The organism is Streptomyces sp. NPDC057950, assembly GCF_042887295.1.
GTDB classification, from domain to species: Bacteria; Actinomycetota; Actinomycetes; order Streptomycetales; family Streptomycetaceae; genus Streptomyces; species Streptomyces kaempferi.
The window spans coordinates 550,857-570,096 of record NZ_JBHVPP010000002.1; the positions used below are offsets into that span (position 1 = coordinate 550,857).

Sequence of the window (19,240 nt, forward strand, 5' to 3'; positions counted from 1 at the left end):
GACCCCGTCGACCCCTGGCACCCCCGCGGCGCCCCCCGACGGCGACCGGTACACGGTGATCTCGGCCGACTGCCACGCGGGCGCCGATCTCCTCGACTACAGGCCCTACTTGGCGAAGGAGCACCACGACGAGTTCGACGCGTGGGCGGCCACGTACGTCAACCCGTACCAGGACCTGCTCGCCGACACGGCGGACAGGAACTGGAACTCCGAGCGGCGCCTCGCGGAACTGGAGCGGGACGGGATCGTCGCCGAGGTCGTCTTCCCGAACACCATCCCGCCCTTCTTCCCGTCGGCGTCCCTGACGGCACCGGCGCCGACGGGACAGGAGTTCGCACGGCGGTGGGCCGGGCTGCGCGCCCACAACCGCTGGCTGGCGGACTTCTGCGCGGCCGCGCCCGGCCGCCGGGCGGGCGTGTTCCAGATCCTCCTGAACGACGTCGACGAGGCCGTGCGGGAGATCCGCTGGGCGGTCGGCGCGGGCCTCGGCGGCGGTCTCCTGCTGCCCGGCACGCCCCCGGGGTCGGGCCTGCCCGAGCTGTACTCGACGGCGTACGACCCGATCTGGGCGGTCTGCGCCGAGCTGGGCGTGCCCGTGAACCACCACGCGGGTTCCGCGTCCCCGCCGTTGGGCGACGAGCCCGCCGCACGTGCGGTCTTCATGGTGGAGACGACGTGGTTCTCGCACCGGGCGCTGTGGCACCTGGTGTTCGGCGGCGCGTTCCGCAGGCATCCCGGACTGAGACTGGTGCTGACCGAGCAGGGTTCGGGCTGGATCCCCGGGGTGCTCGACATGCTGGACTACTACCACGGGCGACTGGTCGCCGCCGGGACGAGGGCGTCCACCGCGGAGGCCAAGTTCGGCGCCGGGCTCGGGGCCTCGATGGGCGAGCGGCCCTCCCGGGTCTGGCGCGAGAACTGCTGGGTCGGCGCGAGCTTCATGCGCCCGCACGAGGTGCCGCTGCGCGACCGCATCGGCCTCGACAAGATCATGTGGGGCAGCGACTACCCGCACGACGAGGGCACCCACCCCTACTCCCGCGAAGGGCTGCGGATCGCCTACGCCGGGCTGCCGCGGGAGGAGGTCGCCGCCATGGTCGGCGGCAACGCGGCCCGGGTGTACGGCTTCGACCTGGAGCGTCTCGCCCCGCTCGCGGCCGAGGCGGGACCGACGGTGGCGGAACTCGCCGAACCGCTCGGCGAACCGCCCGCCGACGCGACGAGCCCGGCGTTCGCGAAGGGAGGGTCGGTGCGCGTGTGGTGACGCACCGGGTGCGATCCTCGCCGTGTGACCGAAGCGACGCACGACGAGGCCCACAAAGGAACCCTCGGATCGCGGCTGAACTGGCTGCGGGCCGGGGTCCTGGGCGCCAACGACGGGATCGTCTCCACCGCGGGTCTCGTCGTCGGGGTCGCGGGCGCCACGGACGACCGCGGCGCACTGCTGACGGCGGGCCTCGCGGGCCTGCTGGCCGGCTCGATGTCCATGGCGGCGGGGGAGTACGTCTCGGTCTCCACCCAGCTGGACTCCGAGAAGGCCGCGCTGGCGACGGAACGACGCGAACTCAGTGAGCAGCCCGAGGCCGAACTCGAGGAGCTGACCGAACTCCTGGAGCAGCGCGGCCTGTCGCGGGAGGTGGCCCGGGAAGCGGCACAGCAGCTCACCGAACGGGACGCGCTCAGGGCCCACGCGCGCGTGGAGCTCGGCATCGACCCCGACGATCTCACCAACCCGTGGCACGCCGCCTGGGCGAGTTTCGTGTCCTTCACGGTGGGCGCCCTGCTGCCGTTGCTGGCGATCGTCCTCCCGCCGGCCGGCTGGCGCCTGCCCGTCACCGTGGTCTCCGTCCTCGCCTCCCTTTTCGTCACCGGCTGGGTGAGCGCCCGCCTGGGTGCGGCGGACCCCCGCCACGCGGTCCTGCGGAACGTGGCGGGCGGGGCGCTGGCGATGGGGGTGACGTACCTGGCGGGGGTGCTGCTGGGAGCGGCCGGGACATGAGGTGCCGCGGCGGTGGACGACCCGTGAAGGTGCCCCGCGGGTCCCGCCCACATCCGCCGGCGCCGGCCCCCCATTGGCGGAGATCACCAAGAAGCAAGCGCGTACCGCCGGTAATACTTGTCGGTAACAACGTCTAGCCGCGGCCGGTCCGCCGTCCTACGGTGCATCCATGCCGAACCTGCCCGATGTCGTGCTGTGGTCGATACCCGCCTTCGTGCTGCTCACCGTGATCGAGATCGTGAGTGTCAGGATCCATCCGGACGAGGAGGACGAGGGGTACGAGGCGAAGGACGCCGCCACCAGCGTCGGCATGGGCCTCGGCAGTCTCGTCTTCGACTTCCTCTGGAAGATCCCGATCGTCGCGCTCTACACCGCGATCTACGAACTGACACCGCTGCGGGTTCCGGTGCTGTGGTGGACCGTCCCGCTGATGCTGCTGGGACAGGACTTCCTCTACTACTGGTCGCACCGCGGACACCACGTCATCCGCATCCTGTGGGCCTGCCACGTCGTCCACCACTCCAGCCGGAAGTTCAACCTCACGACCGCGCTGCGCCAGCCCTGGACCACCTGGACCGTGTGGCCCTTCTACGTGCCGCTGATCGCCCTCGGCGTGCACCCGGCGGCGCTCGCCTTCTGCTCGTCCGCGAACCTCGTCTACCAGTTCTGGATCCACACCGAGCGGATCGACCGGATGCCCCGCTGGTTCGAGTTCGTCTTCAACACGCCGTCGCACCACCGGGTGCACCACGCCTCCCAGGGCGGCTACCTGGACCGCAACTTCGGCGGGATCCTCATCGTGTGGGACCGGCTCTTCGGGTCCTTCGTCCCGGAGACCGAGCGGCCCGTCTACGGGCTCACCAAGAACATCGCCACATACAACCCGCTGCGCGTCGCCACCCATGAGTACGCCGCCATCGCCCGGGACCTGAGGGCGGCGGCGAGCTGGCGCGAGCGGGCGGGACGGGTCTTCGGCGGCCCCGGCTGGCAGCCGGCCCCGGCCCGCGCCGAGCGCGCGCCGGTCACGGAGTCCGCCGCGTGAGCACACGGCACGCGCGCGTGCTGCTCGTCTCCTTCGGCGTGGCGGCCCTCGTGGACCTCGTCTCGCTGGCCGCCGGGTTCACACCGGGGCACCTCGTCGCCAAGCCCCTCCTGATGCCGCTGCTCGCCGCCCACACGGTCGCCCGCGGCGGACCGCGCCTCCTGGTCGCCGCGCTGCTCTGCGGCTGGGGCGGCGACCTCCTGCTGCTGTCCGACGCCGACCCGGCCTTCCTGGTGGGGATGGCCTCCTTCGCGGCCGGACACGTCTGCTATCTCGTCCTCTTCCGACGAACCGCCGCGCTCCGCCCGGCCACCCGCGCGCGGGGCGCACTGCTCACCGGCTACGTCCTCGCCCTGAGCGCCACGGTCGTCCTGCTCTGGCCCGGCCTGCCCGCGGGTCTGCGGATCCCCGTGGCCGGCTACAGCCTGCTGCTGACCGCGATGGCGTACGGCGCCACCGGACTCGGACGCCTCGCGGCCGCCGGCGGGGCGCTGTTCATGCTCTCGGACACGCTCATCGCCACCGGGGTCGCCGACTGGCCGCAGCTCCCGAGACCGGACTTCTGGATCATGTCGACCTATGCCGCCGCCCAGTTCTTGCTGGTCAGCGGAGTCCTGAGCACCCTCGGCGCGCGGCCCGCGCCGAGGGCGGCGTACGGTGAGATGCGCTCAACCACCCCCTGAGCGCATCTCACCCCAGCCGATCAGCCGAGAAGGATCCTCGTCATGCGCGCCACCACCATCCACGCCCCGTACGACATGCGTGTGGAGGACGTGCCCGAGCCCGTGGTGCAGTTGCCGACCGACGCGGTCGTCCGGGTGCTGCGGTCCTGCATCTGCGGAAGCGACCTGTGGGCCTACCGGGGTGAGGCGGCGCGCAAGGCGGGGCAGCGGATCGGGCACGAGTTCCTCGGCATCGTCGAGGACGCCGGATCCGACGTGACGGGGGTGCGGCGCGGGGACCTCGTGGTCGCACCGTTCATGTGGTCCGACGGCGTCTGCGACTACTGCCGCGAGGGGCTCACCACCTCGTGCGAGCACGGCGGCTTCTGGGGGGCGGTGGGTTACGACGGCGGGCAGGGCGAGGCCGTGCGGGTCCCCTTCGCCGACGGCACCCTCGTCCAGCTGCCCAAGGAGGCGGCCTCGGACGACCGTCTGCTGTCGGCCCTGCTGACGCTGTCCGACGTCATGGGCACCGGCCACCACGCGGCCCTCGGCGCGGGGGCCCGCAAGGGCGCCACCGTCGCGGTCGTCGGGGACGGCGCCGTGGGCCTGTGCGCCGTCCTGGCCGCCAAGCGGCTCGGCGCCGAGCGGATCATCGCACTCGGACGCCATGAGGTGCGTACGGACATCGCGCGCCGTTTCGGCGCCACGGACGTCGTCGCCGAGCGCGGCGAGGCGGCCGTCGAGGCCGTGCGCGAGCTGACCCGGGGACAGGGCGCGCACGCCGTCGTGGAGGCGGTCGGCACCGAGCAGTCCATGCGGACGGCCGTGAACATCACCCGCGACGGCGGCGCCATCGGCTTCGTCGGGGTGCCGCACGGCAGTGGCACGGGCCTGGACCTGGGCGTCATGTTCGACCGGAACATCGCGCTGCGCGGCGGTGTCGCACCGGTGCGCGCGTACATCCCGGAGCTGCTGCCCGACGTCCTCGACGGCACCATCGACCCGTCGCCCGTCTTCGACCGGACCGTCGACCTGGAGGGCGTGCCCGAGGGCTACAAGGCGATGGACGAGCGCACCGCCCTCAAGGTGCTCGTCACCAACGGCTGCTGACGGTCCGAAGACCGACGGCGGCCTGGCGGCCGGTGAAGCTCCGAAGGCCGACGACGCCCCGGCGGCTCCCGGCGGCTCCCGGCGGTCCGAGGTCTGCCGACCCCTGGCCGTCCCGCGCCCTGCCGACGCCCCTGGCGGCGGGAGCCGGACACGCGGCGGACGGCGATCCGCCGTCCGCCCGCCGCCGTCCGGTGACGGTCCGTCCGGTGACCGGCCGACCGTCCTCCGTCCGGTGACCGGCCGACCGACCGCCGCCCGCCGTTGACCGCCCGCCAGCCGTCAGCCGCCGCCCGCCAGCCGCCAGCCGCCAGCCGCTAGCCGTCAGCCGCCGTCCGCCGTCCGCCAGCCGCCGACCGTCCGCCAGCCGCCGTCCGCCGACTAGCTGACTAGCCGACTGGCCGACCGTCCGCCGTCCGTAAAGCGTCGGCTGTCCGCCGTCCGTCCGACCGTTCATGACCATCTGATGGGCAGCGGCAGCGCCGTCAGCAGCCCCGACGCCGCGACGACCAGGGCCAGTGCCGCGACCTCCCCGCGCGCGGGGACACCGGCGCCGAACCGGTCCGCGGACCGGCGCAGCCGCAGCCGCAGCCGCGCGAGCAGGGCCAGCACGGCGACGGCCGTCACCAGGAGCAGCTTGGCCAGCAGGGCGCGCCCGTACGACGTCGACGTCAGCTGGTCCAGGACCGTGCCGGACGGCATCCGGCGCAGCGTGCTTCCCGCGCCCGTCGCGGTGATCACCGCGAACAGGACGGCGGCCACGCGCGCGTAGCGGCCGAGCAGCGCCGCACCGGCCTCGGCGGCGCCCCACGCGCGCAGCGTCCGCAGGACGTGCGGCAGGCCGCCCGCCCACAGGGCCGCGCAGGTCACGTGGACGAGGGTCAGACCGGATCCGATCAGCGGCTGGTGCTCGGCCGGCGGATGGGCGCGCAGCGCCTCCGCGACCGCGACCGCTGTCAGCGGCCAGACCTGGGCGGCCGGCCGTCGCGAGAGGGCGCACAGCCCCGCCACGGCGAACGCGTTGACCTCCAGGAGCGCGAGCTTTCCGTCCCGGGTCCGGTAGAGGCCGCCGACGTCCACGTCGGAGAGGTGGTGCGGCAGCAGATTGCCGGTGGCCACCACCGAGGCGAGCCCCAGCGCGGCGACGAAGCCCGCGGCGGCGGCGTACGGTGCCCAGCTGCGCGGCGCCACCCGCGAAGGCGCACCCGGTACACGGCGGGCCAGCCGGGCCGCGAACAGTTCGCCCGTGGGGACGCACAGCGCCGCGAACAGGACCGTACGCAGCAGGGCGATGCCGCCTGTTCCGGGGGCGGCGGCCTCGCCGGTGCCGTCCAGCGCGGGGCGCGGGCCGAACAGCGGGATCAGGGCGGCCAGGGCCACCAGGACGAGGAGGGCGACGGCCGGTCCGGCCGCCGGGCGCCGCGCCGGACCATTTGTGCCCGCCGCCTCGGCCGCCGGTCGTGTCGAGGTCACCCCGAGATCTTCGCCAGTCGGCGCAGATCCGGGCAAGTGCGGGGAAAGAAGCGGTGGTTCGGCATTCCGCCCGCAGGTACCTGTCCGGCCGGGCCCTCGCTCACGCCCGCCGGGCGCACCGGGTGCTCGGCGCGGCCCGGTGGCTCAGGCCCACCGGGCCGCGTCCGTCCCCCAACGTCCCGGTGGCCGCGCCCAGTCGGCCGGCCCGCCGGTGAAGGAGACGGGTGTCCTGGCGTACTTGAGCCGGCCCAGGTCACTGTCGGTCTCGGCGAGCCAGGGTTCCGGGTCGTACGAGGCATCCCAGCGCTCCTCGTCCGGACGCTCCTGGTCCGGACGCTCCTGGTCCGGACGCTCCTCGTCCGGACGCCCGAGACCGTCGACCAGCCACGCGGCCGTCCGGGCGAGCGCCAGCCGGACGAGCCGCGTCCCGCCCTCCCGGGACCGCTCGGTGAGCGACCGGAGCACCGCGGCGGCCAGCAGATACCCCGTGCCGTGGTCGAGGGCCTGCGCGGGCAGCGCACCCGGCCGCTCGGCGGACCCCTCGATCGCCGCGATCCCGGTGGCGACCTGCACCAGGCTGTCGAAGCCCCGCCGCCCGGACCACGGCCCGTACCGGCCCCACGCCGACAACTGCGCGACCACCAGGCCGGGCCGCCGCACGGCCAGTGCCTCCGGCGTGAGCGCGAAGCGGTCGAGGGCGCCGGGCCGGTACCCGGTGACCACGACGTCGGCCCCGGCGAGCAGGTCCTCGAAGGTACGGCGGTCCGCGCGCACGCCCAGGTCGAGCCGGGTGGAACGTTTCCCGAAGCCGGTGTCGGCGTGCGCGTCGGGGTCCTCGGGCAGCCATGGCGTGTCCACGCGCAGGACGTCGGCGCCCAGCAGGGCGAGGGTGCGGGTGGCGACCGGGCCGGCGATGACCCGGGTGAGGTCCAGCACCCGCACGCCGGCCGCGGGCCGCAGCGGATCACCGGAGAGCCGCCCCGGTGCGCTCGGCGCCGACCGCTCCGCCCCGGCGACGGACTCCCGGCTCAGCAGGGGGTGGCGCGCGACGGCCGCCCCCTGTTCGTGCGCCGCCCACTGCGCGGGCGTACGCAGGGCGACGGCCAGACCCCCGGCCGCGTACACGGTGGCCTCCACCTCCGCGGCGGATCGCTCGCCGAGGCAGGCGGCGACCGTCTCCACGGACGCGTCCGCGTCCAGCCTCAGCGACTCGAGCAGCCGCGCCCGGTGGTGGGGGTAGTTGGCGTGCGTGCGCACCCAGCCGTCGGCGGTCCGCCAGAACCGGGACAGCGGCGCGAAGTTCACGGGGGCTCGTCCGTCGACGAGCAGATGCCGTTCGCTGACGAACGCGGTGGCGACGGCCGCGTCGTCGACCAGCACCCCGGGAACGTTCCCTCCGGTGCGGACGGCGGTCAGCTCGGCGCCCGCGAGCGCGCACGCGCCCACGCACGCCCGCGCCAACTCCCGTACGGGCAGACGGGCGTCGAGCGCTCCCGGCCGGACGACCGTCGACAGTCGGGACAGCAGCGCCGGGTCTCCGCCCAGCGCCGCCCACACGGACTCCGTACCAGCAGCCGATCGCGTCATGCGGACACTGTGCCAGGTGGGTTCCGGGTGCCCGGAACCCACCGCCGCAGAGTCCGGAGCGGACCCTTTCGCCGCCGCTTGCGCCCCGGTGCCACGGCCGTCCTCGGTGAACGGCCATGGCACCGGCGGCGCGGGTGAGGCGCCGTCACCACACGGGTGTCACCGACGCGTCGCCCGCGCCGGAGGCCTCGGGTCCCGGGCTACCTGACCGCTCGCAGCGCGTTGACGATCCCGGCTCCGTAGAACCCGTTCAGGTGCTTGTTGCCGACGCAGGTGGCGTCGACTACGCCGTCGCCGTTCCCGTCGTACGGGCCGGCCGGGCAACCGGGGTTGTCCGCCTCGGCCTTCAGGAGCCTCTGGAGCGTGGCCGGGCCGGCCCAGGGGTACTTGGACTTCAGCAGCGCCGCCACGCCCGCGACGTGCGGTGTCGCCATCGAGGTGCCCTGCAGCCAGCCGTACTGGTTGTTCGGCAGCGTGGACAGGATGCGGCCGTTCTTCGACGGAGTGTCCGGGATCTGGAACCGGTCACCGCCGGGCGCCGCGACGTCGATGACGCCCTTGCCGTAGCTGGAGAAGTACGACTTGGCTCCGGTGACACCGGTCGAGCTCACCGTGACGACGCCCGGCAGCTGGGTCGGCACGTCGAAGCACTTGTGCGGGTCGACGGTGCGGGGGACGGGCGTCGAGTCGTCGGGGCTGGACGCGTCGGAGAGCGCGTCCGCGTCGAGGTCGTCGTTGGAGTTGCCCGCCGCGGCGACGTTGAGCGTGCCCTTCCGCTGGGCGTACAGCTGGGCCCGGTCGACCGCGTCGACGATCGCCCGCTGGTCGGGGTCGTCCATGCAGTTGTAGAGCCACGGGTCCACGTAGTAGCTGTTGTTGGTGATCTCCACGCCGTGGTCGGCGGCGAACACGAAGGCGCACACGACGCTCTCCGGGTAGAACAGCTGGGTGGAGTCCGGCTCGGCCACCGTGATGCCCGAGACCTTCACACCCGGTGCCACGCCCGCGACACCGACGCCGTTGCGGGCGGCGGCGATCTCACCCGCGACATGCGTGCCGTGGTAGTGGTCGGCGTCCACCGGGCGCCAGGCGCCGTACGTGGTGTCCGGCTTGCCGCCCACACAGTTCGCGGACTGGGAGGCGGAGAAGTTCGGGGCGATGTCGGGGTGGGTGTCGTCGACACCCACGTCGATCACGGCCACCGTCACCTTCTTGCTGCCCGGGTCCTTCTTCGCGGCCCTGTCGGCGCCTATCGCGCGCAGGTCCCACTGGTCGGCCTCCAGGGGCTCCTGGCCCGGCGCGGCGCTCCGGGAGACCTTGGCCGCCTCCGCGGCCGACAGCACCTTCGCCGCGCCCTCGTCCGTGGTCCCCGCGGCCGCCAGCGGCGCCGTCCGTGTCGCACCGGCCGACTGCACCCCGCGCACGGCGCGGATCCGGCTGCCGAAGTCCGGGTCGGCGGAGTGGACGACGATCACGCCGATCTGCTCGTAGGCGATGACGACACTGCCGCCGGCCGCGGCGATCGCCTTCTTCACCGACGCGATCGTGTGGTGGTCCGTCCTGGTGTTGACCACGTACGCCAGGGCGGGGCCGTCCGCCCGGGTGGCGGTGGACGCGGTGAGTGGTGCGGCCGACGCGGCGCCCGGCAGGAAGCCGAGCGAGGCGGTGAGCGACAGGACGACCGGTACCGCGAGGGCGAGCCGGCGTCTGGATCGCAGATGAGCCATGGGATCTCCACATCATCCGGAACGAAAGCCGCCCGAACACACGGGGCGCTCGGGCAGGTACATGACGAGTGGTGCAGGCCGAAGCTATCCCCCGTCCGAGCTGGCCAGCAACGATTTCCGGAGATGACTTCCGAAACACCTGGGAGCCGACTTCCGAAAGAACCCCGGGGAGTTGAACCGGTCCGCGCGCGGCGCCGTGACCTTGAACGGGAGCGCGAGCCCGCTCGGGCCCCCGGCGGATCACACCCGACGCACACCGTCACCACCCGGTCAACGTGATCCGTGCCACTGTGAGGTTCGTACAACGTCCGTGCCCGACCCGACCCGGTCCGCGAGCCCCAACTCGCCCCGCCCACCGTCACATCCGCACCCGCAACGCGAGGAGACTCCGTGGCTACCGACGCACCGCCCCCCTCGAAGGCCGATCCAGGACTGCCCTCGACCGAGGAGTTCGCGGAGGTGCAGCAGAGCGCCGAGTTCGCCGAACTGCGCCGCTCGCACCGCTCCTTCGCCTTCCCCCTGACCGTCGGCTTCATCGCCTGGTACCTGCTGTACGTCCTGCTCTCGAACTACGCGGGCGACTTCATGGGCACCAAGGTGGCCGGCAACGTCAATGTCGCCCTGGTCCTCGGACTCGCCCAGTTCCTCACCACGTTCCTCATCGCCTGGTGGTACTCGCGGCACGCCGCCGCGCAGCTCGACCCCAAGGCCGAGGCGATCAAGTCCCGGATGGAGGGCGGCGCATGAGCCCCGTACCGACCCTGATCGCAGCCGGTGAAGCAAGTCAGCACCGGCCGCTGATCATCACCCTGTTCTCGGTGTTCGTCGCCGCGACCCTCGTCATCACCGTCTGGGCGGGCCGCCAGACCAAGGACGCCGCCGACTTCTACGCGGGCGGCCGCCAGTTCACCGGATTCCAGAACGGACTGGCCGTCTCCGGCGACTACATGTCCGCGGCCTCGTTCCTCGGCATCGCCGGCGCCATCGCCCTCTTCGGCTACGACGGCTTCCTGTACTCCATCGGCTTCCTCGTCGCCTGGCTGGTGGCCCTGCTCCTGGTCGCCGAACCGCTGCGCAACTCCGGCCGCTACACCATGGGCGACGTCCTGGCGTACCGCATGCGCCAGCGCCCGGTACGCACCGCCGCCGGCACCTCAACGATCGTCGTGTCGATCTTCTACCTGCTGGCCCAGATGGCCGGCGCGGGCGTCCTGGTCTCGCTGCTCCTCGGCATCACCAGCGACGGCGGCAAGGTCGCCATCGTCGCCCTCGTCGGCGTCCTGATGATCGTGTACGTGACCATCGGCGGCATGAAGGGCACCACCTGGGTGCAGATGGTCAAGGCCGTCCTGCTGATCATCGGCGCGCTGCTGCTCACCTTCCTGGTCCTGCTGAAGTTCAACTTCAACATCTCCGACCTGCTCGGCAAGGCGGCCGACAACAGCGGCAAGGGCGCGCCCTTCCTGGAGCCCGGCCTGAAGTACGGCGCCACCTCCACGACCAAGCTGGACTTCCTCTCCCTCGGCATGGCCCTGGTCCTGGGCACCGCCGGACTTCCGCACATCCTGATCCGCTTCTACACCGTGCCCACGGCGAAGACCGCGCGGAAGTCCGTGAACTGGGCGATCGGCCTCATCGGCGCCTTCTACCTGATGACCCTCGCCCTCGGCTTCGGCGCCGCCGCGCTGATCAAACCCGACGAGATCATCGCCTCCAACAAGGCGGGCAACACGGCCGCGCCCCTGCTGGCCCTGCACCTGGGAGGCGTCGACTCCGACTGGGGCGCCATCCTGCTGGCCTCCATTTCCGCCGTCGCCTTCGCCACGATCCTCGCGGTCGTCGCGGGCCTGACGCTGGCCTCCTCCTCGTCGTTCGCGCACGACATCTACGCGAACGTCATCAAGAAGGGGAAGGCCGACGAGAAGGACGAGATCAGGGCGGCCCGGTACGCGACGGTCGGCATCGGCGCCGTGTCCATCCTCCTGGGCGCCCTCGCCCGTGACCTCAACGTCGCCGGCCTGGTCGCCCTCGCCTTCGCCGTCGCCGCGTCCGCCAACCTGCCGACGATCCTCTTCAGCCTCTTCTGGAAGCGGTTCACCACCCCGGGCGCCCTCTGGTCGATCTACGGCGGTCTGGTCACGGCGGTCGGCCTGGTGCTGTTCTCGCCCGTCGTCTCCGGCAAACCCACCTCGATGTTCCCGGACGTCGACTTCCACTGGTTCCCGCTGGAGAACCCCGGCATCATCTCGATCCCGGTCGGCTTCCTGCTGGGCTGGCTGGGCACCCTGCTGTCCAAGGAGGAGCCCGACGCCGGCAAGTACGCCGAGCTGGAGGTCCGCTCCCTGACGGGCACCGGAGCGCACTGACGCCCCTCGCCGACGGCCGCGTCGTAGATCCCTACGACGCGGCCGCGCCGTACCTCGTGGGATCCGGCCACGCTGGATGTCCGCCCTGTCACGTAGGCTCGAACGTGCCGGGCAAGGATGATCCGCATCGAGGGAGGGGGCCGACATGCTCATCGACACCTACGGCCGAGTAGCCACCGACCTGCGCGTCTCCCTGACGGACAAGTGCAATCTGAGGTGCACCTACTGCATGCCCGAAGAGGGCCTGCAATGGCTGTCCAAGCCCGATCTGCTCACGGACGACGAGATCGTCCGTCTCATCGGGATCGCCGTCACCCGTCTCGGTGTCACCGAGGTCCGCTTCACCGGCGGTGAGCCCCTGCTGCGCCCCGGCCTGGTGGGCATCGTGGAGCGGGCCGCCGCGCTCACGCCCCGCCCGCGGATGTCCCTGACCACCAACGGCATCGGCCTCGAGCGCACCGCCGCCGCCCTGAAGGCGGCGGGACTGGACCGGGTGAACGTGTCACTGGACACGCTGCGCCCGGAGGTCTTCAAGACCCTCACCCGCCGGGACCGTCACCACGACGTCGTCGCGGGCCTAGAAGCCGCCCATAACGCGGGTCTGACCCCGGTCAAGGTCAACACGGTCCTGATGCCGGGCCTGAACGAAGACGAGGCCCCGGACCTGCTCGCCTGGGCCGTCGCGCACGACTACGAGCTGCGTTTCATCGAGCAGATGCCCCTGGACGCCCAGCACGGCTGGAAGCGCGAGGGCATGGTCACCGCGGGCGACATCCTCGACTCGCTGCGTACGCGCTTCACGCTCACCGAGGAGGGCGACGGCGAGCGCGGGTCCGCTCCGGCCGAGCGTTGGCTCGTCGACGGCGGCCCGCACCGCGTCGGCGTGATCGCCTCCGTCACCCGCCCGTTCTGCGCGGCCTGCGACCGTACGCGTCTCACCGCCGACGGCCAGATACGCACGTGTCTGTTCGCGACCGAGGAGACCGATCTGCGCGCCGCGCTGCGCTCGGAGGCTCCCGACGAGGAGATCGCGCGCGTCTGGCGCCTGGCGATGTGGGGCAAGAAGGCGGGCTCCGGTCTGGACGATCCGTCGTTCCTGCAGCCGGCGCGCCCGATGTCCGCGATCGGCGGCTGAGGCGATCCCGCCGGGGGGCCAGGGCGCGAGCTCAGGCGCCGGGGGCCACCCAGTCCGCCAGCGGGACCACGTCCTTCAGGAACCCTCGCACGCCGAGGAACTGGGACAGGTGTTCGCGGTGCTCGTCGCACGCCAGCCAGGTCTTGCGGCGCTCCGGTGCGTGCAGCTTCGGGTTGTTCCAGGCGAGCACCCACACCGCGTCGGCGCGGCACGCCTTGGCGGAGCACTGCGGGGTGGCGGGAGCGGGCGACGGGTCGAAGAGCGGGAGGTTCACGACTCAACCCTAGGCGGCTGCCGGAGCTGTTCCGAACGCCCCCCGAACGAACCTCGTACGGCCCCGTGGACGGCCATGAACCGGTCTTCGATCGATCTTCGACCGGGACCCTCGCGCAGTCTCTCGCGCAGCGTCCGAACGGGCCCCGAACCGCTCTCCCCGTTCGTCGAACCGACCCTGATCCGGCCCCGGAAACGGCTCCCAAAAGGCGACGCCGAGCAGCCACGGGGGGAGCTGCCCGGCGTCGGTCTGTCGCTCCGACGGGGGATGCGGAGCGCGTACGAAGTATGTCACGGGTAACCCGCTGCCCGGCACCTGAACAACATGATTGATCTGAGCTTTTCTTGAGCTTGGCGCGCGGCCGGATTCCGTTTTCGGCGGATCGTCCGGCGGATCGTCCGTGGTCAGGCGAGGGGCGACTCGGAGTCCTGCGCGCCCGCGCGGGTGGCCCCCGGTCCCGTCCCGGCGTCGGCGCCCACGTCCTCAGGGACCGGCTTCGCGAAGGCGTCCGGCCGCGGCGGGGAGATCATCGCGGGGCCGGGAAGAGTGACGAAGGTGGAGGGCAGCGACGGCGCGTTCTCGCGGCCGGCGTTGGCGATCACCACGGCGACATAGGGGAGCAGGATCCCGAGCACCAGCGCCACGATCGCGACGTGCCGTTCGACGTTCCAGAGGGTGGCGGCGAGGATCACGGAGAGCGTGCGCACGGACATCGAGATGATGTAACGGCGCTGTCTGCCGCGGACGTCCTCGTCGAGCCCCTGCCTGGCCCCGGTGATCCGGAAGACCTGACCGCCGCTCTGCTTCCGCAGCATGTGCCACCACCTGCCTGTGTCGGACTCTCCCCGGCCCGTACCCGCGCGGACCCGGTCAGGGACGCGGGCCCGAACAGGTTCCACGTTACGCCGCGCCTGCGTCGCCTTCGAGACCGGGGCGGGTCCGGTCCGAGGGGACCTGATGCGCCGTCCCGCGTATGGCCGAGCCCGACATGCGCCGTACGACGGCCGGACCGAGACTGGCCGTACTGCTCACGCGGAGCCGTACTAGGAGGCATACATGGGCTGGTTGTGGGCGATCATCGTGGGCTTCGTGCTCGGCCTGCTGGCCAAGGCGATCCTTCCGGGCAAACAGCACAGCCCGCTCTGGCTGACCACCATCTTCGGCATCATCGGCGCGATCGTCGGCAACGCCATCGCGGGCTGGCTCGGCATCGCCGAGACCAGGGGCATCGACTGGGGCCGGCACGCGCTGCAACTGGTGGCCGCCATCGTCATCGTCTTCCTGGGCGACATGGTCTACATGTCGTTGCGCGGCAACAGACAGCGGGCCTGAGCGTACGGCGGCATGACGGCCTGACGGTACGAATACGAAGGAGGGGGCGGCCCATGACAGGGCCGCCCCCTCAGCCGTGCGTGCGCACGCGCGCTCAGGCGCCCGTGACCTCCACCGCGGCCAGGCTCTTCTTGCCGCGGCGCAGTACCAGCCAGCGCCCGTGCAGCAGGTCCTCCTGGGCGGGGACCGCGTCCTCGGCGGTGACCTTCGTGTTGTTCACGTAGGCACCGCCCTCCTTGACCGTACGGCGCGCCGCGGACTTGCTGGCGACCAGGCCGACCTCCGCGAAGAGGTCCACCGCGGGGCCGAGCTCGGCGACCTGGATGTGCGGCACCTCGGAGAGGGCCGCTGCCAGCGTCTTCGCGTCGAGCTCCGCCAGCTCGCCCTGGCCGAACAGGGCCCTGGACGCGGCGATCACGGCGGCCGTCTGGGCGGCGCCGTGCACCAGCGTGGTCAGCTCCTCGGCGAGCGCGCGCTGTGCCGCGCGGGCCTGCGGACGCTCCTCGGTCTGCCGCTCCAGGTCCTCGATCTCCTCGTGGGACCGGAAGCTGAAGATGCGCAGGAACTTGGAGACGTCCCGGTCGTCCGCGTTCAGCCAGAACTGGTAGAACGCGTACGGCGTGGTCATCTCGGGATCCAGCCAGACCGTGCCGGACTCCGTCTTGCCGAACTTGGTGCCGTCCGCCTTGGTGATCAGCGGAGTGCCGAGCGCGTGCACCACGGCCTCCGGCTCGACCCGGTGGATCAGGTCCGTGCCCGAGGTGAGATTGCCCCACTGGTCGCTGCCGCCGGTCTGCAGTGTGCAGCCGAACCTCCGGTACAGCTCCAGGAAGTCCATGCCCTGCAGGATCTGGTAGCTGAACTCCGTGTAGCTGATGCCCGCGTCGGAGTTGAGCCGCCGCGAGACGGCCTCCTTGGCGATCATCTTGTTGACCCGGAAGTGCTTGCCCATGTCGCGCAGGAACTCGATGGCCGACATGCCCTGGGTCCAGTCCAGGTTGTTGACCATCACCGCGGCGTTCGGGCCCTCGAAGTCCAGCAGCGGGGCGATCTGCGCGCGCAGCCGCTGCACCCACTCGGCGACGACCTCGGGCGAGTTCAGCGTGCGCTCGGAGTTCGGCTTCGGGTCACCGATCAGACCGGTGGCACCGCCCACCAGGCCCAGTGGGCGGTGGCCCGCCCGCTGGATCCGGCGCATCGTGAGGATCTGCACGAGGTTGCCGAGATGCAGGCTGGGCGCGGTCGGGTCGAAGCCGCAATAGAACGTGACGGGACCGTCCGCGAACGCCTTGCGCAATGCGTCCTCGTCCGTGGAGAGGGCGATCAGCCCCCGCCACTTCAGTTCGTCGACGATGTCCGTCACGGTTCTCGTATCTCCTTGAGTGGTCTCGTGAATCAGGTACGAGGTTATACGCCCTGGCTGACAGAGCTCATGTTGAAGTCGGGCACGCGCAGCGCGGGCATCGCGGCACGGGTGAACCAGTCGCTCCATTCGCGAGGCAGGGTCTTCTCCGTACGCCCGGCCTCCGTAGCGCGCCCCAGCAGGTCCACCGGCGACTCGTTGAACCGGAAGTTGTTGACCTCGCCGACGACCTGGCCGTTCTCCACGAGGTAGACGCCGTCCCGGGTCAGGCCGGTCAGCAGGAGCGTCGCCGGGTCGACCTCGCGGATGTACCAGAGGCAGGTCAGCAGCAGACCCCGCTCGGTGGCGGCGACCATCTCCTCCAGGGAGCGGTCCTCGCCGCCGTCGAGGATCAGGTTCCCGATCGTCGGCGCGACGGGCAGCCCGGTCAGGCCGGCGCTGTGCCGGGTGGTGGAGAGACGGGCGAGCGTGCCCTGGCTCACCCAGTCCGTCGCGGACAGCGGGAGCCCGTTGTCGAAGACGGACGCGTCGTCGCCGGAGGAGTGCGTGAGCACGAAGGGCGCCGACTCCAGCCCCGGCTCGTTCGGGTCGCTGCGCAGCGTCAGCGGCAGCTCGGTGAGCCTCTCACCGACGCGGGTGCCGCCGCCGGGCTTGCTGAAGACCGTCCGGCCCTCGGCCGCGTCCCGGGCCGCCGCCGACCACATCTGGTAGATCAGCAGGTCCGCGACGGCGGTCGGCGGCAGCAGTGTCTCGTAGCGCCCCGCCGGCAGGTCGACGCGTCGCTCGGCCCAGCCCAGCCGGACGGCCAGCTCGGCGTCGAGCGCCGCCGGATCGACGTCCTTGAAGTCACGGGTGGAACGCCCCGCCCACGCGGAGCGCGTACGGTCCGGCGACTTGGCGTTGAGCTCCAGTGTCCCGTTGGGCTGGTCGTGCCGCAGACGCAGACCCGTCGACGTGCCGAGATAGCTGGAGACCAGTTCGTGGTTGGCGAAGCCGTACAGCTCACGGCCGCCCGCCCGCGCGCGGGCGAACGACTCGCCGAGCGCGGGGGCGAAGTCCGCGAAGACGGTGGAGGAGGTCTCGGCGGGCGCGTCCGTGAAGTCCGGGGACTCCGGTACCCCGGTGACCAGCGGCTGGGCGTCCTCGGCGGGGCCCGCGCCGCGTGCCGCCGCCTCCGCGGCCCGCACCAGCGGCTCCAGCTCGTCCGAGGTCACCGCCGCGCGCGAGACGACCCCGGACGCCGTGCCCTCACGGCCGTCGACGGTCGCGACGACGGTGAGCGTGCGCCCGCGCGTCACCCCGTTCGTGGTCAGCGCGTTGCCCGCCCAGCGCAGGTTCGCGGTCGAGTGCTCGTCGGCGATCACCACGCAGCCGTCGGCGCGGGAGAGTTCGAGGGCGCGCTCGACGACCTCGTGCGGCTTGTTCGGCTTGTTGGTGCGCTCGCTCATCGGCCGGCCTCCTGCGTCGTGTTCAGAATGTTGACGCCCTTGAAGAGGGCGGACGGGCAGCCGTGCGAGACCGCCGCGACCTGGCCCGGCTGGGCCTTGCCGCAGTTGAAGGCACCGCCCAGGACGTACGTCTGCGGACCGCCCACCGCGGCCATGGACCCCCAGAAGTCCGTCGTCGTCGCCTGGTACGCGACATCGCGCAGCTGACCGGTGATCCGGCCGTTCTCGATCTTGAAGAACCGCTGTCCGGTGAACTGGAAGTTGTAGCGCTGCATGTCGATCGACCAGGACCGGTCACCGACGACGTAGATGCCGCGGTCCACACCCCCGATCAGGTCCTCGGTGGAGAGCCCCGCGGGGTCCGGCCGCAGGGACACGTTGGCCATCCGCTGCACCGGCACGTGCCCGGGGGAGTCGGCGTAGGCGCATCCGTTCGAACGCTCGAAGCCGGTCAGCCGGGCGATACGGCGGTCGAGCTGGTACCCGACGAGCGTGCCGTCCTTCACCAGGTCCCAGGACTGGCCCTCGACGCCCTCGTCGTCGTACCCGATGGTCGCGAGGCCGTGTTCGGCGGTGCGGTCACCGGTGACGTTCATCCGCTCGGAGCCGTACCTCAACTTGCCGAGCTGGTCGAAGGTGGCGAAGGAGGTGCCCGCGTACGCCGCCTCGTAGCCCAGCGCGCGGTCCAGCTCGGTGGCGTGGCCGATGGACTCGTGGATGGTCAGCCACAGGTTGGAGGGGTCGACCACGAGGTCGTACAGCCCGGACCGGACGCTCGGTGCCCGCATTTTTTCGGCGAGCAGCTCGGGCATCCGCTCCAGCTCGGAGTCCCAGTCCCAGCCGGTGCCCGTCAGGTACTCCCAGCCGCGCCCGGCCGGAGGCGCGATGGTGCGCATCGAGTCGAACTCGCCGCTCGACTCGTCGACGGCGACGGCGGTCAGCTGCGGGTGCAGCCGGACGCGCTGCTGCGTGGTGACGGTCCCCGCGGTGTCGGCGTAGAACTTGTTCTCGTGCACGGTCAGCAGCGAGGCGTCGACGTGGTTGACGCCGTCGGCCGCCAGCAGCCGGGCACTCCAGTCCGAGAGCAGCCCGGCCTTCTCCTCGGCGGGCACGGAGAAGGGGTCGATGTCGTACGACGAGACCCAGGTCTTCTCGGCGTGCACCGGTTCGCCGGCCAGCTCCACCCGCTCGTCGGAACCCGCCGCCTTGATCACCTGGGCCGACAGCTTCGCCATCGCGACGGCCTGCGAGGCGACCTTCGCGGCCGCGTCCATCGTCAGATCCACGCCCGACGCGAACCCCCAGGTCCCGCCGTGCACCACCCGCACCGCGTACCCCAGGTCGGTGGTGTCCGAGGATCCGGCGGGTTTGGCGTCGCGCAGCCGCCAGGACGCGCTGCGCACCCGTTCGAACCGGAAGTCCGCGTGCTCGGCGCCCAGGGCACGGGCGCGCGCCAGCGCGGCGTCGGCGAGGGCGCGCAACGGCAGTGCCGTGAAGGCTTCGTCGATGGAATGAGGCACGGAGGTCTCCCTGCTGTCGTGGCCTGTCGGGTCCGATCATGTCGCGCGGGCGGGTCCGGCGGCCACGGCTTTGCCTCGGCCGAGGCCGGATCTTTCCGTCGGCGGAAGGCGGCTTTCTGTAGGGATCCGACAGCGAGCCCCCCGCGCCACTGTCGGGGACCGATTCTCCGGGAGACGGACCGGACCGATAGGTTTTCGGGGA

General features: G+C 72.0%; 17 protein-coding genes. 9 read left to right on the forward strand and 8 right to left on the reverse strand.

What is annotated here, in order from left to right:
* Nucleotides 1-55: 55 nt before the first annotated feature.
* The 5 genes from ACFVTC_RS06690 (at nt 56) to ACFVTC_RS06710 (ending at nt 4,816) form a co-directional block, all read left to right on the forward strand.
* Nucleotides 56-1,264: an amidohydrolase family protein gene (locus tag ACFVTC_RS06690; RefSeq protein WP_390124732.1), complete on the forward strand. Its 1,209-nt coding sequence runs from the start codon at nt 56-58 to the stop codon at nt 1,262-1,264.
* 24 nt (nt 1,265-1,288) lie between these two features.
* Nucleotides 1,289-1,999 (forward strand): VIT family protein, encoded by a 711-nt coding sequence (locus ACFVTC_RS06695; RefSeq protein WP_390124614.1) that lies wholly within the window; start codon nt 1,289-1,291, stop codon nt 1,997-1,999.
* Nucleotides 2,000-2,168: 169 nt separating this feature from the next.
* Entirely contained in the window at nt 2,169-3,041 is an 873-nt protein-coding gene (locus tag ACFVTC_RS06700; RefSeq protein WP_390124616.1) for a sterol desaturase family protein, read from the forward strand.
* Entirely contained in the window at nt 3,038-3,724 is a 687-nt protein-coding gene (locus tag ACFVTC_RS06705; protein ID WP_390124618.1) for a lysoplasmalogenase, read from the forward strand. The genes ACFVTC_RS06700 and ACFVTC_RS06705 overlap by 4 nt, the downstream gene beginning before the upstream one ends.
* 42 nt (nt 3,725-3,766) lie before the next feature.
* Nucleotides 3,767-4,816, forward strand: coding sequence for a zinc-dependent alcohol dehydrogenase family protein (locus tag ACFVTC_RS06710; RefSeq protein WP_390124620.1), 1,050 nt, complete (start codon nt 3,767-3,769; stop codon nt 4,814-4,816).
* Nucleotides 4,817-5,266: 450 nt separating this feature from the next.
* On the opposite strand, the gene ACFVTC_RS06715 is transcribed toward ACFVTC_RS06710, so the two are convergent.
* From ACFVTC_RS06715 to ACFVTC_RS06725, 3 genes are all read right to left on the reverse strand, one after another.
* Nucleotides 5,267-6,286, reverse strand: a complete 1,020-nt coding sequence (locus tag ACFVTC_RS06715) for a CopD family protein (RefSeq protein WP_390124623.1) — start codon at nt 6,284-6,286, stop codon at nt 5,267-5,269.
* A gap of 144 nt (nt 6,287-6,430) precedes the next feature.
* A complete protein-coding gene (locus ACFVTC_RS06720; RefSeq protein WP_390124625.1) occupies nt 6,431-7,873 on the reverse strand; it encodes a CoA transferase in 1,443 nt (480 codons plus the stop codon).
* 200 nt (nt 7,874-8,073) lie between these two features.
* Entirely contained in the window at nt 8,074-9,600 is a 1,527-nt protein-coding gene (locus tag ACFVTC_RS06725) for a S8 family serine peptidase (RefSeq protein WP_390124627.1), read from the reverse strand.
* 390 nt (nt 9,601-9,990) lie between these two features.
* Here ACFVTC_RS06725 and ACFVTC_RS06730 point away from each other — a divergent pair, with 390 nt between their 5' ends.
* From ACFVTC_RS06730 to moaA, 3 genes are all read left to right on the forward strand, one after another.
* Nucleotides 9,991-10,347, forward strand: a complete 357-nt coding sequence (locus ACFVTC_RS06730) for a DUF485 domain-containing protein (RefSeq protein WP_153291340.1) — start codon at nt 9,991-9,993, stop codon at nt 10,345-10,347.
* Nucleotides 10,344-11,966, forward strand: a complete 1,623-nt coding sequence (locus ACFVTC_RS06735) for a cation acetate symporter (protein WP_390124629.1) — start codon at nt 10,344-10,346, stop codon at nt 11,964-11,966. Before ACFVTC_RS06730 ends, ACFVTC_RS06735 begins: the two co-directional genes overlap by 4 nt.
* Nucleotides 11,967-12,111: 145 nt before the next feature.
* The gene (gene moaA, locus ACFVTC_RS06740; RefSeq protein WP_390124631.1) at nt 12,112-13,101 is read left to right on the forward strand and encodes a GTP 3',8-cyclase MoaA; all 990 of its coding nucleotides are present in this window, start codon (nt 12,112-12,114) and stop codon (nt 13,099-13,101) included.
* A gap of 31 nt (nt 13,102-13,132) precedes the next feature.
* Here moaA and ACFVTC_RS06745 read toward each other — a convergent pair whose 3' ends face one another.
* A complete protein-coding gene (locus tag ACFVTC_RS06745) occupies nt 13,133-13,375 on the reverse strand; it encodes a hypothetical protein (RefSeq protein WP_390124633.1) in 243 nt (80 codons plus the stop codon).
* Between the two features lie 404 nt (nt 13,376-13,779).
* Nucleotides 13,780-14,190 (reverse strand): DUF3099 domain-containing protein, encoded by a 411-nt coding sequence (locus ACFVTC_RS06750; protein ID WP_390124635.1) that lies wholly within the window; start codon nt 14,188-14,190, stop codon nt 13,780-13,782.
* Nucleotides 14,191-14,431: 241 nt separating this feature from the next.
* On the opposite strand from ACFVTC_RS06750, the gene ACFVTC_RS06755 reads away from it, so the two are divergent.
* Entirely contained in the window at nt 14,432-14,707 is a 276-nt protein-coding gene (locus ACFVTC_RS06755; RefSeq protein ID WP_168527439.1) for a GlsB/YeaQ/YmgE family stress response membrane protein, read from the forward strand.
* 94 nt (nt 14,708-14,801) lie between these two features.
* On the opposite strand, the gene tyrS is transcribed toward ACFVTC_RS06755, so the two are convergent.
* Genes tyrS through ACFVTC_RS06770 form a run of 3 tightly spaced genes read right to left on the reverse strand, consistent with a single transcriptional unit; the run spans nt 14,802 to nt 19,038 of the window.
* Complete coding sequence (gene tyrS, locus ACFVTC_RS06760) at nt 14,802-16,070, reverse strand: tyrosine--tRNA ligase (RefSeq protein ID WP_390124637.1); 1,269 nt, start codon at nt 16,068-16,070, stop codon at nt 14,802-14,804.
* A gap of 44 nt (nt 16,071-16,114) precedes the next feature.
* Nucleotides 16,115-17,518 carry a metallopeptidase TldD-related protein gene (locus ACFVTC_RS06765; RefSeq protein ID WP_390124639.1) on the reverse strand — a complete coding sequence of 468 codons (1,404 nt, stop codon included), beginning with the start codon at nt 17,516-17,518 and terminating at the stop codon, nt 16,115-16,117.
* The gene (locus ACFVTC_RS06770) at nt 17,515-19,038 is read right to left on the reverse strand and encodes a TldD/PmbA family protein (protein ID WP_390124641.1); all 1,524 of its coding nucleotides are present in this window, start codon (nt 19,036-19,038) and stop codon (nt 17,515-17,517) included. The genes ACFVTC_RS06765 and ACFVTC_RS06770 overlap by 4 nt, the downstream gene beginning before the upstream one ends.
* Between the last annotated feature and the right edge of the window lie 202 nt (nt 19,039-19,240).

Bases quoted from the DNA above. Each gene is read 5' to 3' on its own strand.
- ACFVTC_RS06700 (WP_390124616.1), top strand. From the start codon at position 2,169: ATGCCGAACCTGCCCGATGTCGTGCTGTGGTCGATACCCGCCTTCGTG.
- ACFVTC_RS06710 (WP_390124620.1), top strand. From the start codon at position 3,767: ATGCGCGCCACCACCATCCACGCCCCGTACGACATGCGTGTGGAGGAC.
- ACFVTC_RS06720 (WP_390124625.1), bottom strand. From the start codon at position 7,873: ATGACGCGATCGGCTGCTGGTACGGAGTCCGTGTGGGCGGCGCTGGGC.
- ACFVTC_RS06725 (WP_390124627.1), bottom strand. From the start codon at position 9,600: ATGGCTCATCTGCGATCCAGACGCCGGCTCGCCCTCGCGGTACCGGTC.
- ACFVTC_RS06735 (WP_390124629.1), top strand. From the start codon at position 10,344: ATGAGCCCCGTACCGACCCTGATCGCAGCCGGTGAAGCAAGTCAGCAC.
- moaA (WP_390124631.1), top strand. From the start codon at position 12,112: ATGCTCATCGACACCTACGGCCGAGTAGCCACCGACCTGCGCGTCTCC.
- ACFVTC_RS06750 (WP_390124635.1), bottom strand. From the start codon at position 14,190: ATGCTGCGGAAGCAGAGCGGCGGTCAGGTCTTCCGGATCACCGGGGCC.
- ACFVTC_RS06755 (WP_168527439.1), top strand. From the start codon at position 14,432: ATGGGCTGGTTGTGGGCGATCATCGTGGGCTTCGTGCTCGGCCTGCTG.
- ACFVTC_RS06765 (WP_390124639.1), bottom strand. From the start codon at position 17,518: ATGAGCGAGCGCACCAACAAGCCGAACAAGCCGCACGAGGTCGTCGAG.